Consider the following 12,217-nt stretch of genomic DNA (forward strand, 5'->3'; position numbering starts at 1 on the left):
CAAAAAGAAATCGGGAAAGTAAATGGTCTGGCATCATTTGAAGTCAACGACTTGCGTACTTCAGAAAGACTTCAGAATTAATTCTTTATTTGGCGGGTAGGGAATCCATTTATGAAGTATGAAAATACTACTGATTGAGGACGAACCTCAATTGTTGTCGAGCATGAAAGCCTACTTGGAAACGGAAGGGTACGTCGTTACCACGGCCTCTACCTTTCGGCAGGGAATGGTGAAAACGTATGATTATGATTACGATTGTGTGGTAGTGGATATCGGATTGCCCGATGGGAACGGTCTGGATCTGATCAGGCAACTGAAGACGACCCATGCACAAACGGGCATTATTATCGTTTCGGCCAAGGACTCACTAAATGACAAACTAACGGGACTGGAGTTGGGTTCGGATGATTATCTGACCAAGCCTTTCCATTTGTCCGAATTAAATGCCCGACTTAAATCCGTACTGCGCCGACGCTTATTTGGCGGGCAAAACCTGATTCATTTTGCCAAAATCACCATTAACGCCCACACCCATCAGGTGAATATCGAGGGTCAACCGGTGATCTTAACTGAAAAAGAATACCAAATTCTCCTGTTTTTTATAGCCAATCCAGACCGTTTGCTCACCAAAGGTGCTATTGCTGAATTTGTCTGGGGAGATCACATGGATTTGGCTAATTCGCACGATTTTCTGTACACACACATCAAAAATCTGCGTAAAAAATTGATCGAGAAAGGTTGTCCGGATTACTTGCGGACCCGCTATGGTGTGGGCTATCTTTTTTCGGCTACGCCATGAAACTACTTCACAAAATGATGCTCAATCTGGTGCTGGTAGCAATACCGGTGGCGATTGGCGGAGTCTGGTTATTTTATACGATGATTCACGCCGGAATTCAATATGAAGTCGATGAACAGCTTAGCAGTGATTTGCTGACCATGAGGCAACAGTTCCAGCGAAGTGGACAATATATCGGAAGAATCAATCCATTTCGGGTCGAAATCGACTCAGCTTCCTTACCCATTCCTGCCACCTTCGCCGATACAACTGAATTTGACCCGCGGGAAAATGAAGTGGTACCCGTTCGTCGGCTCGTAGTGACCGTCCAGGCAAGTGGTAAACCAGGACGTTTGTATCGGATTTCTATCCGTCAACCGGTCGGTGAATTTAACGAAATCGCCCGGCTTTTGTCAATTGGCGTCACGCTTACCTTCCTGGTTCTAGTGGTCGTGCTGATGGCGCTGAATGGCTGGTTAATCCGGCGGCTGTGGCAACCTTTTTACCAGCTAATTGACCAGTTACGCCATTATCGGCTGGAAATCCGTTCCAATAGCGAACACCAACCCGTCTCGTTCTCCGGCAGTACTACGGATGAATTTAATCAGTTAAGTGCTGCCCTCAATACCATGAGCCGGAATTTACAGGAACAATTTATGACCCAGCGGCAGTTTACCGATAATGCGGCCCATGAGATGCAAACTCCACTGGCCATATTGAGTCATGAACTGGAAAACCTGTTGAGCATCGAACCCCTTTCCATGGAGCAAATGACCGGGATTGAACGGGCGCAGGACTCGATTCGTCGTCTGGTTCGACTCAATAAAAGTTTATTGCTGTTAACGCGCATCGAAAACCATCAATTTGCCGATGAGCAAGTCAACATCAGCCCGATTGTGGATGAACTGGCGCGGGTTTACCACGATTTTGCCAACCACCATGAATTAAAATGGGAATACAATCTGGCGCCAGATGTTTACCAAACGATGAATCCTTACCTGGCCGAAGTGCTTTTTAGTAATCTCATGCAAAATGCCGTTCGGTACAGTGAACCGAATGCCAAAGTGGAAATGACTCTGACCCCATCGTATTTTCAGATTCAAAATCCGGGGACACCGCTTCCTTTTCCCTCCCATCAGGTCTTTGACCGGTTTATCAAGAATCCAGCCTTCCCTGATTCAACGGGTTTAGGGCTGGCTTTGGTGCAACAAATCGCCCAGCTTCATGGTATGCGGGTTAACTATGATTATTTGGCCAATACCCAAATCCATCTTTTTCGGGTCGATTTTCCAAAGGCAAACCTATTAAGTACCAATGGATATACCATTACCTAATTTACCTCATCGGTTAAATTAAGTATTATCTTCAGAGGACATATATCAAAAATCAATATAGAGGCTGATAGCCTGTTGCCCAGCACTTTAAATAAGCACGCTTAGCGAAGTTGATCCGATTGCTCCCGATACGAAATTTACCAATCTGATTGGACAAATTGACATCCTTTTTTGCGTGGGCAGGAATTAACCCAACTACGGTCTGGTGGCGACTGGACCGATCAACACCCCTCGATTCAGCTATTTTGAGCTCCGAAGTTCGGATATTAATAGGGCAATTAAATCTAAATGCACTAGTGCTTCAGCCATAAATGATTGACGGGTAAAGGCGTTTGAGTTGTATACGGGCATACGCTGTGGTGAACTGCCAGTCCACTTTCGACGATTTATCATTCCGTTGACCAACCTAGGCGGCAACCTGACGCTCAAATTCAACTCGACTTGCCACACGTTGAGTTAGTCCTTGCCGGGTTAATATAATCAGTTCGATCTCCGCTATGTTCAGCCACGAACCGTGTTTGGGGATGTACACAAACTCGAGCTTATGCAGGATCGCCCGCGCCAGTCTTGGCTCATAGACCTCATAAAGAGCCGCTTTGCGATGCGCCGACAGATTGTCTTCAACCAGCGTGATCCGATCCGCATCGGCGTACCATTCCTCCACCAGGCGGCCCACCACTTTGGCCCATTCTTGGCTGTTATGGCTATCGGTAACGACAACCTCCCGTCGGCCTGCCAACGGCTCAGCGACCATAAAAATCTCGGCAACGCCCTCCCGTTTGTACTAGTAGTCAACGTGTTGTATCCCGTGTTTATCTGTAAAACCGGTTCGGGTTTCGCTCACCAACTGCCGCCGGGTTTCGTCTAAGCAGACCACCGGATGAGCCGGGTTGTAAGCACGTTGGTAAACCTCCCATAAGTCCTCCATCGTGCACACGAACTGGGCCGAGGCTTCGGGGATCACCCATGACTTGACCCGCCAAGGCTTAATTTCGTTTTTTTAAGCATCTTCCGCACCGTCTCCCGCCCGATGGTCTCGACGTAACTTAGTTCAACCAGCTGCTGAGCCAACAAACGTATTGTCCAGCGTGCATAATCCGCCGGGGGCTGGCTACACCGCAAGGACAAAACATGTGCATCGACGGCCCCGTCGAAGATTTTCTCCTTATATTTCTCGCGCTTTTTGCCGTTGAGAGCCATCTCCAGACCCTCCTCTACAAACCGCTCGCGCAAGCGTTTGATGCTGCGAATGCTGATTTGATAGGTCTTTTCAATCTGCTCATCTTTCAACCAAGCGAGTTGGTTTTCGTCAGCAGCCAGCAGGACATAGGCTCGCTTAACAGATTGACTATTTGCTTTCCGTTTGGCGATGATAGCTTTAAGTCGGTCGCGCTCAGATTCGGTCAGGGTGACGTGATATTTTTTCATCTTTGTGAGAGTCAGCACACGAAGATACCCGTCAGACTAATCAAGTCAATACACTAGCCCCAGCATCCATGAAACTGTACAAACTGAAGGATAACTTCACGGAAATCAGAAAATTAACCACTACCGCTTGACAACAGTCTAATAAACAGATACTTGACAGACTCCAGTCGCTTTTAGCTCGGATGATTTACTCTTTTTTTTAAAAATCCTTTCACGTCAGTTCCCGCGAAACTAAGAGTCTTGTACAGCGTTGGTTGGCTCTTGATTCCGAAGATTTTACGAATCTGATCCGTGCTTTGTTGCTTTTTCTCGTACATCTCCCGCACATCCCCTGTAATAAACTCGTAGCGACTACTCAAACCTATAGGTTGTCCACCATTGAGCTCTCCGTAAAATAACATTTTGAGTTAGGTCAACAGCTGACCACCGATATCATGAGTACTTTTCAGATTAGAAGTCGTAGGACATTCTACAAAGTGCTTCGTTAAGCAGAAGCAGCCATCAATCATTTGACAAAGATCGCAAAGAGGGTTAATATTCCTTACCGCCATTCTTTACCGTCAGCGGCTGCGGTCCAATTACTCTAAGAAGCCTGTCCAGCAATGCATCGATTGCCGTTGGGGAGAGCAGCTTGTGCTCCCTGGCGGGTTTGTGATGGGACGGGAGTGATGGTTTGGGATTGCTGGCTCATCAGGAGTAGGGCCAAGGTAGCTCTGAAAACAGCCTTTTTTATCCAAAACTGAATTCACTAACCGTATCCATTTGGAACGAGAACCTCTATTTAACGAATACGTAATCAAAAAAGACTAAACGATTGTTCGGCTTCAGCAACGTAAACCTAAATCTGAATAAGGTCTGCTGAGTAGGTAAAAGTACATTTATTTCACCCGCATAAACTGGAGGCTCCGACCCAGCCACACAAACTTCCAGTACCCCCGCACGCTCAGTTGATCCGACGACACCAGCCTAACGTCTGCATCAAATGTATGACCTGAATTGGGATCATATACCTTACCATCACCCCATTTATCGTGGCCCTGATACGTCAAATTTTCCACCACTTGCAACCCCAGCCAGAGACGATTTCGCAGGGTAGGATCGGGATTTTCTGTGTCCAGATAATACTCCATCGGCGGAGTTCCCGGTGGGCAGTAAAACCAGACCGTCTTGCCAATATAATGGTCTTTTTGTTCCCGTATTTCGATCCGCATATCATGATCAGCCGACTCCCAAATGCCGACAATCCGATCAGCCGAATTAGGATTGGAAAGGCTCATGAGAGTCAGTACCATAGCCGTAAAAAAGAACTGATTTACAATTCGCTTTTTCATGAACATCTTGGTTATAGTTATTTAGAATTGAAGCCGAACCCCGGTATAAATGCCAAAACGGGTAATCCGAACCGCGTCCGCCCCAGTCAAATGATTCAGCCGCCAGATGCAATCCACCGAAAACAGGTTAAAAATATTCTCGATACCCACACCAGCTTCGGCGTACGGCGTCCGGCCTGTGGTCCGGAACGGATTTACCTGATTGAAATCCTGATTGGCCGCCGTCAGATCGCCCCAGAAAAAATTGGCCGTCAGGCGTTCCCGCAGATTAAACCGGTTCAGCAACGGAATCTTATTGAGGATCAAACCACCCAGCGAATACCGGGTGAGCAGGCTCACGTACCGGTCGGCGGCAAATTCGTAGGGACTCATGCCGTAGTAGGCATATTTGTCGGCAATGTAATACGGATTACCGCGGGGAATGTGCAGCAGCAGCAGCGGAACCGTACCCAAAACCGCTCCGCTGGTCAGGTTATAATACAAATTTCCCTTCAGGGGCATCGGCAGATCCTGCGACAAGCTGAGGCTGAATTTCAGGTAATCGAAATACGTATTTTTGAAGAATGGCACCCCACCTGCCACGTGAATTTGCCAGATCGGATACCGGGTAAACACCCGTAGCTTGTCGTAGTTGAGAAAGGTCGTCCGTTCGTTGCGGGCGTACCGAAGATAAAGCCCCGCTTCCGAATTGGTCAGGGTATGCAGCAAAGCCACCGACGAATCGGCAGTATTGACAATATCGTCGGAGGGCGCGTAACTGAAGCGAAAAGTGGGCGCCATTGAACCGTAGCTTAAGTACGTTTTGACGGACCAGTTGGGGCTCAAATCCCGTTCGTGGCTCAGCCGAATCTGCCGTAGAAAATTCTGGTAAACCGGGATCGGCTTGCGCAAGGCCAGGGTAAACAGATTGTCATTGTCCAGTTGGTCGTCATATTCCACCAGGGCGTCATAATCGTTCTTCAACGTCAGTTCATACTTGCGATAGGGAGTCCGACTGGGCACGTATTTGATGCCGACCGTTTCCTTAAAGCGCCGATCACGGGTTCCATAGGCCAGATACCCCCAAACGCTCCAGTGCGGATTAATGCCTTCCATCGACCAGACGCTGGTCCGAAAGCGCATCCCTTCGGTTAGGTTAGAACTTAGCAGGGAGCTTAAGGGACCAAACCGCCAGCGGTTGCCCACGTCCCAGTACCCGCTGGCGATGAAAGCCGCCAACCGGGTCGTTCTGCGAAACTGCTCGTTTTTTTTGAGTGAATCGGCAGCCCGGTAGATAGCCAGTTCGCGGCCTGTAAGCCCCTGAAGCCGGTATTCTTCTTTAAAAGGTTGCGAAGACACTGTAGAGGAGGCCGCTAAGTCGGTGTCGGAAAAATTTCCGGCGGTTACGCCCGGTGGGTTGATCTGATAATGGTCATAAACGCTGGTATTGATCAGACGCAGCGTTCGACCGGTTGAATCCACGCGGGTAGGCAGTCCCAGCAAACCGAGTCCATTCTGAAACTGATAGTTTAGACTGCTTTCCGTTACGGCCCAGGCGGTTCCTTTTTCCGTATCATCCACCGGCATAAAGGCCTGGCGAATCAGCAGGCTCTGGATAAAATTCAGATTGGCACCCGAACTGGTCTGTATTTCGACCCGTCGGAGGGCATAACTCCCCGCATCCACCCACAGGCTACCCTCAAACGTATTCTCATTGCGTCGTTTCGGCTGGAACTTCAATCGGTAGACGGTATTACCGTTTTCTACCAGGGTGTCGGGGATTGCAAAAGCGTAGTAGGCCAGCCCCAGATCCGACACGGGCCCGACAAAAGATTGTTTTAAGATTGGAATTACGCCATCATACAAATTGACTGGTACATTGAACCGATCCAGTTTGGGGGCCAGCCCATCCGTTTTCAATCCCAGATTTTGCTCAGCAACTAAGTAAACTGCATTGCTTTGGGGCAAGCGGGTGTGAAACTCGCGCCAATACTGCTCCCGGAAAAAGATCGGCAATGCGTTGGTCGCCACCGAATCCCGCTGATAGTGCTGATATACCTTCAGCATGGTGCGCATCAACTTCTGGCGCTGATCGGTGGAAAGGTTTTCAATATCCACTTCCGTGCGGACATACCCGTTGCGCATCCAGCGGTTCAGCCGTTGCGGATCGTTGGTTCGTTTGTGAGCAATGATCTGATGCATGAGGGCTTTTCCCGGATCACGAAACCCGGTCACGACCACCTCCTGCAGCTGGCCAGTGGTTGCCTTCATTTTTATTCGAATGGTATCCGCCGGTATCCGACTCAGGGGCATCGTCACGGTTTCGTACCCCACTTCGGACAACAACAATGTGTCGGGTAATGGACCGACCGTTAGGGTTAGCTTCCCGGTTTCGTCGGCAGCATTTCCGGTTTTGCTTCGTTTAAAATATCCGCTGACAAACGGCACAGCCGCACCGGTAGCTGCATCCGTTAATTGGATTTGGATCGACGGAAGTGGCGTCGAACTCCGTTGCGCCCAACTATAGAAGCCGAAGCACAACAGAATAAAGATCAGCAGTCCGCGTATCATCGGAGCGGTTCGGTTGATACCGGTTGGGCATTCACTTCCGGTGCCCAGTCCAACTCCTCTTCCGGAATACCGTCCTGAAAAGGTTGTTGCAGCAGGTGCTGGAAGGATGCGCCGTCGGCGGGTTCGGGGTGCGTATCCAGGCCAAAAACAAGTTCGTTGGCGGGTAATGTGTAGAATGTCCCAAAGAGCCGGTCCCAGATGCTCAGGACATCGCCATAATTGCTGTCGGTATAGGGTAGTTGATGATGGTGATGCACGTGATGCACATTGGGGGTCACCAACACGAAGCTCAGAATCCGGTCGAGTCGTTCGGGTAAGCGGTAATTGGCATGAGCCGCCACATTAGCCACAATCTGAATGAATTGACGGGCCATCAGCGCCCAGAATGTAGAACCACTGATGAAAACCCACACCAGCAGAAACGTCAGTCGGATGAAGGTTTCGCCGGGATGTTCCCGTAAAACCGTCGAAACATCGACGTGCGGATCGGCGTGGTGAACGGCGTGAAACCGCCACAAATACCCGTAGCGGTGCATGACCACGTGGTAGAGATATTCCAGAAAATCAAGAACGACAAACACGGCGATAAAATGGACAACCGGCTGGTTGGCAAACGGCAACTGACGAACCAATCCCCAGTTATGAAACTCGATCCAGTCCAGTTCCCGCAAAAGTGCAAATCCAAGAAGCAACTGAACCAGTCCATCGACCAGCGTAAACCGGGCGTTGGTCAACGCATGCCGCCACCGACGGAAATCGAGCCGCCAGGACTGGCGGTTTTCCAGGTGCCAGAAGAGTCCGATGGTGAGCAGTAAGAGTCCGATCCGGTGCGAATCGGGGACATGAGCGAAATAATTGGTGATGGAAAACATACAATTCGGGGTTAAACTACCGCCGAGATGGCTGGCAATAGGCATAGATATCTTAGGCCAATAAAATATTTGGCTGACTCAGAGTTCTTTATCGATTTTAGCTAGATTTTGATCATTTAAATAAGTCGATCCACACGGAAGCCCGGAATCCCAGGTTGCTGCCTTTGGGCGTATTGATTATACTTCGAAAATCGTACAGGTAGTAAGGCGAAAGTTGAGCGGAAAGGCGCGGCCGGCGGTATTGAACCCCCGCTCCAAACATAAAATTATGAAAGACCCGGGCTTTGGCATCAGTTTCAAACGAATGGCGTCGCTCCTCCGCATTGAGATAGCTCTCGAAATCGACTTGCTGAAAAGCGGATACATCGAAACTGGTTCCGGCTTGAAAAAACAACGAAAAAGACGGTTTCCATGGCAAATAATACTTCAAACTAACGGGCAGACTGATCACCGACGTTCGGATCGAAATATCGGCAATGCGGTCGAACTGGGCGGGCAGATAAGGCCGATACAATTCAATAAATTCCTGCCCGGTAGCCGCGTTGAAATCTTGCAGTGCGTGGAGGTTTTCGCTATTTAATTGACTGGCTTGCAAGCCGATAGAGAGCCCTAAGTTTTCCTCCGGAAAAAATTCAAATGCGGGTCCGGCACCAATACTGCCGCTCAGAAGTCCCATACTTTCAATCCCCACCCGGGGCTTCAACGCCGAGAAACGGAATGGCTGCCGAACCCTGGGTGATGCGATTGCAGCTACTGGCGGTATCGACGCAGATAGTTTCTCGGGGGTAACTGCGATTGAATCCGGTGTGATTTTCGCTACATACACCGAGTCGGTGGACATCCTTTCCGGCGGGTTCGACATCGGGTGGTTTTGAGGCATCCCAGACGAGAACACTGGTGATTGACCGGCGGCACGATCACGGGTTGGAAAGTTGTTTTCCGTCGATTTTTTTGCAGACCTGGCAGATAGTACGGTTTTTTCATTGCTACGTGGATTAGCAGAACGATGACGGTTAGACGCAAACCGACCCGCATCCTGCGACGTGGATTCGCCGGTTCGCCGACTCGCGTTGCCTTCCATAGCTGGTTGAGCCGCTTCTCCCCCAGTCTTCAACGGTTCAGTGGTCCATTGTCCCTGTTCCGACTGGTAATAATGGCGGTGTTCCATCACCGTTCGTTTGACGATATAAACCGTATCGATCCGATTGGTGGATGGTTTGGACGGGGCGTTAGAAACCGGGGTGACCGGTTTATTGAGCATGGCCATTTTGCTGCTCAAGTGCTTCATAACCCGTTGATTTTCAAACAACACATAAAACGTGGTCAGCCAACCCACCAATAAGAGTCCACTGACCACCCAGCCACCATGCTGAATGAATTGTTGCCAGGAACTAGTGGCTGGAAGCGAGCTCCGGATCCGATCCAGCGCCCTGGGCTGGTAGTCCGGTTTAATCGATTCCAGATTCTTCCTGAATAATTTATCGAAACGTTCGTTAGACATAGTTTCGCGGGTTTACCAATGGGGTAGTGTTCCAATTCATAAGCAACTCCTGAAGTTTTACCCGCGCCTTTGTCAGATTGGAGCGGGATGTACTTTCATTGATACCCAATAGCTGGGCAATTTCGGGATGGGTGTATCCATCCACCACGTGGAGCGAAAAAACAGCCCGGTAAGCGGGAGGCAATTGTTGGACGATTGCCAGAATCTCTGCGGCCGAAATTCGTTCAAATAAATGATCCGTTTCCCCCACGTCGTAGGCTTCATCAATATCCGTCAACTTCATTTTGGGCTGGTTCCGGCGATAGTAATCGACGGCCGCATGCACCATGACTGTCCGAAACCAGGCGTCAAATGGCTTCTCCGGATCATAATAATTGATCTTATTGAATATGCGCAAAATACCATCATCGAACATTTCCTCGGCCTCTTCACGGTTCGATGCATAGCGTAAACAAATGCTTACTCCGAAGCTGTAATAAGCTTCAAACAACTGCTTTTGAGCAGATTGCTTCCTGTTTCGACATCCTTCAATAATGTACGGCAGCGACAGCGATTTATTTTTTCGGAAGAGCACAGTGCAATGGTTTAAAATGTCATACGCCAATTCACACACCAATCGCTGCTTAATCAATTGTATTATTTTTTCAGGCAGCGGTTTGTCCACAAATATTCGTATGGCATTCTGAATACATTCTGTACTTCTTCAAATCAATCAACTAATGCGTGCACTTACCCTTTTAGCGGGTCTATTAATGACCACCCTGGCCTACTGTCAGGACAATATCATCCTTCGCAATGGCGCAGAAATCCCGGCTAAAGTGCTGGAGGTGGATCAAACCAATTTAAAATACCGCAAAACGGACAATCCTGACGGGCCCGTTTACACCACTCCGCTTCGGGATGTGCTGTTAATCAAGTATGGAAACGGTACCAAAGACACTTATGGCCCGCAGAATCAGGCTTTAGCCACCCCGGCAACTACCGATTTAATGCATTTACCGGCCTCTCCCACTCCCGGCAGCAGGCCTGCAGGCCTGGGTTACCGCCGAAGTGCGTTCGCCCGCTATTACGTTGATCCTTCCGGTCAGCGCATCAGTTTGTCCCAAGCCCAGGCAGTATTTCAAAACCAGCCCGATGCATTGACGGCACTCGTCCGTGGACGGTCACTGCGCACCTGGTCACTGGTGACAGCCATTCCAGCCGTTGCCGTGATTGGGACTGGTATTGGCCTGGCGGTTTTGGAGCATGGTGGAAGTGATGGCCGGAATGAGTTCATAGGCGGCGCAGACCAGAAAGACCCCAATGACAAAGAAACCGGTTCGGATCGAGGTGGTCGCGGTGGCAACGATGGGTTTAACGAAGTCGGCGCTGTTCTGGCCGGAGGGGGGGTGTTGCTGGGTGTAGCTTCGATCTGGCTCAATCACCAGGCTTCAGTCCAGTTTCGTCGGGCTGCCGACCGATACAATGGGCGGCAGTCAACGAGTTTACAATTCGGCCCGAGTCAACGCAGCTTAGGAGTCGGACTGAAACTAACTTTTTGATCATTGAACGTTCGATTGAATTCCCCAACAAAACCACTGGTCATCAACCTATCATTATGAAAACCATCCTTATTGCGCTGACAATTTGCCTGCTGGCCATGGCTTGCTCAAAGTCGAATGATCCGGCTCCCGATGCGGGTACGCAGGTTGCAGGCACCTACCAGATGAGCCATATCCGATCGGATTCGGCGGGCGTCAATCTCTATGATTTCGTTCTGCCACTCACCCAGGGGACAACCACGTTGTCTGGTACGCTGACCGCCCGGCGCGATTCGGCGGCTGCCGTGTTTCTGACGCAAACCGTTCAGATTACCGGACAGTCTGACCAGACGTCGGTCATCGGTGAAATTCATCTAAAGAGCAGCGGAAGTGCATACGATGTGTATCTGAACAATCAAAAGATTGGCACAGCTGATGGAACTCATCTCAATCTCGACGATCAGTTTACGGATACGCAGACGAATATTACGTACCGCACCGTCATTACGAGCCAAAAAGCGAACTAGGCAAACCGGTTTTATTTTCTGACTATGTCAATCCTCTTCGTTTTTCTGCAGCAGTATTTGCTGATCCACTTTGGTATCCGGCCTGAACTAGTCGGGCTGGATACCAACTTTCGCCATGACCTGAATTTATCGGAGGAAGCAATCGAAAAGCTCCTGGCCACGGTCGGAGCAATGACGGGAACAACGCTTCCGGCGGATGGAGCCCTATACCTAACCGATGTATTCGATTTACTAATCCACGTTCTGCTGCGGTCGAAGGATGTGGAGTTTGACCCCGAATCCGGTAATCCTTCCAAGGATTGCGAATCCGACTGGGACTGGTTTCATTTCCAGTATCAAGGCATGCTGTTTCAGCTTCAAACTCATCTTAACTAAA

10 protein-coding genes and 1 pseudogene are annotated in these 12,217 nt (G+C 49.5%); 5 read left to right on the plus strand and 6 right to left on the minus strand.

Translation table 11 applies throughout. The features are described 5' to 3' along the window. The first annotated feature begins 118 nt into the window (after nucleotides 1-118). Together FH871_RS25450 and FH871_RS25455 are read left to right on the plus strand one after the other, a co-directional pair. Nucleotides 119-799, plus strand: coding sequence for a response regulator transcription factor (locus tag FH871_RS25450; protein WP_138994240.1), 681 nt, complete (start codon nucleotides 119-121; stop codon nucleotides 797-799). Next, nucleotides 796-2,112: a HAMP domain-containing sensor histidine kinase gene (locus FH871_RS25455; protein WP_138994241.1), complete on the plus strand. Its 1,317-nt coding sequence runs from the start codon at nucleotides 796-798 to the stop codon at nucleotides 2,110-2,112. The genes FH871_RS25450 and FH871_RS25455 overlap by 4 nt, the downstream gene beginning before the upstream one ends. Before the next feature lie 301 nt (nucleotides 2,113-2,413). Here FH871_RS25455 and FH871_RS25460 read toward each other — a convergent pair. The 6 genes and pseudogenes from FH871_RS25460 to FH871_RS25485 all read right to left on the minus strand — a co-directional run bounded on the left by FH871_RS25460 (nucleotide 2,414) and on the right by FH871_RS25485 (nucleotide 10,368). After that, a pseudogene (locus FH871_RS25460) lies at nucleotides 2,414-3,540 on the minus strand (IS630 family transposase). 878 nt (nucleotides 3,541-4,418) lie between these two features. Next, on the minus strand, nucleotides 4,419-4,832 hold the full coding sequence (locus FH871_RS25465; protein ID WP_171062948.1) for a DUF2147 domain-containing protein: 414 nt from the start codon (nucleotides 4,830-4,832) through the stop codon (nucleotides 4,419-4,421). Nucleotides 4,833-4,892: 60 nt separating this feature from the next. Then, complete coding sequence (locus FH871_RS25470) at nucleotides 4,893-7,421, minus strand: DUF5686 family protein (RefSeq protein WP_138994243.1); 2,529 nt, start codon at nucleotides 7,419-7,421, stop codon at nucleotides 4,893-4,895. After that, the gene (locus tag FH871_RS25475) at nucleotides 7,418-8,293 is read right to left on the minus strand and encodes a sterol desaturase family protein (protein ID WP_138994244.1); all 876 of its coding nucleotides are present in this window, start codon (nucleotides 8,291-8,293) and stop codon (nucleotides 7,418-7,420) included. Before FH871_RS25475 ends, FH871_RS25470 begins: the two co-directional genes overlap by 4 nt. A 112-nt stretch (nucleotides 8,294-8,405) precedes the next feature. Next, nucleotides 8,406-9,794, minus strand: coding sequence for a porin family protein (locus tag FH871_RS25480; RefSeq protein WP_138994245.1), 1,389 nt, complete (start codon nucleotides 9,792-9,794; stop codon nucleotides 8,406-8,408). Next, the gene (locus FH871_RS25485; protein WP_138994320.1) at nucleotides 9,787-10,368 is read right to left on the minus strand and encodes an RNA polymerase sigma factor; all 582 of its coding nucleotides are present in this window, start codon (nucleotides 10,366-10,368) and stop codon (nucleotides 9,787-9,789) included. Before FH871_RS25485 ends, FH871_RS25480 begins: the two co-directional genes overlap by 8 nt. A 145-nt stretch (nucleotides 10,369-10,513) precedes the next feature. On the opposite strand from FH871_RS25485, the gene FH871_RS25490 reads away from it, so the two are divergent. The 3 genes from FH871_RS25490 to FH871_RS25500 are packed head-to-tail and all read left to right on the plus strand — an operon-like array spanning nucleotide 10,514 to nucleotide 12,216. After that, nucleotides 10,514-11,335, plus strand: a complete 822-nt coding sequence (locus FH871_RS25490; protein WP_138994246.1) for a hypothetical protein — start codon at nucleotides 10,514-10,516, stop codon at nucleotides 11,333-11,335. A 56-nt stretch (nucleotides 11,336-11,391) separates the two neighbouring features. After that, complete coding sequence (locus tag FH871_RS25495) at nucleotides 11,392-11,841, plus strand: hypothetical protein (protein WP_138994247.1); 450 nt, start codon at nucleotides 11,392-11,394, stop codon at nucleotides 11,839-11,841. 24 nt (nucleotides 11,842-11,865) lie between these two features. Beyond that, nucleotides 11,866-12,216, plus strand: coding sequence for a hypothetical protein (locus FH871_RS25500; protein WP_138994248.1), 351 nt, complete (start codon nucleotides 11,866-11,868; stop codon nucleotides 12,214-12,216). The last annotated feature ends 1 nt before the right edge of the window (nucleotide 12,217 follow it).

This window comes from Larkinella sp. C7, assembly GCF_006149005.1.
Lineage (GTDB): Bacteria > Bacteroidota > Bacteroidia > Cytophagales > Spirosomataceae > Larkinella.

Excerpts from the sequence above, each read along its gene's own strand:
- FH871_RS25455 (WP_138994241.1), top strand. The coding sequence starts at position 796 with ATGAAACTACTTCACAAAATGATGCTCAATCTGGTGCTGGTAGCAATA.
- FH871_RS25495 (WP_138994247.1), top strand. The coding sequence starts at position 11,392 with ATGAAAACCATCCTTATTGCGCTGACAATTTGCCTGCTGGCCATGGCT.
- FH871_RS25500 (WP_138994248.1), top strand. The coding sequence starts at position 11,866 with ATGTCAATCCTCTTCGTTTTTCTGCAGCAGTATTTGCTGATCCACTTT.
- FH871_RS25450 (WP_138994240.1), top strand. The coding sequence starts at position 119 with ATGAAAATACTACTGATTGAGGACGAACCTCAATTGTTGTCGAGCATG.
- FH871_RS25465 (WP_171062948.1), bottom strand. The coding sequence starts at position 4,832 with ATGGTACTGACTCTCATGAGCCTTTCCAATCCTAATTCGGCTGATCGG.
- FH871_RS25475 (WP_138994244.1), bottom strand. The coding sequence starts at position 8,293 with ATGTTTTCCATCACCAATTATTTCGCTCATGTCCCCGATTCGCACCGG.
- FH871_RS25470 (WP_138994243.1), bottom strand. The coding sequence starts at position 7,421 with ATGATACGCGGACTGCTGATCTTTATTCTGTTGTGCTTCGGCTTCTAT.
- FH871_RS25480 (WP_138994245.1), bottom strand. The coding sequence starts at position 9,794 with ATGTCTAACGAACGTTTCGATAAATTATTCAGGAAGAATCTGGAATCG.
- FH871_RS25490 (WP_138994246.1), top strand. The coding sequence starts at position 10,514 with ATGCGTGCACTTACCCTTTTAGCGGGTCTATTAATGACCACCCTGGCC.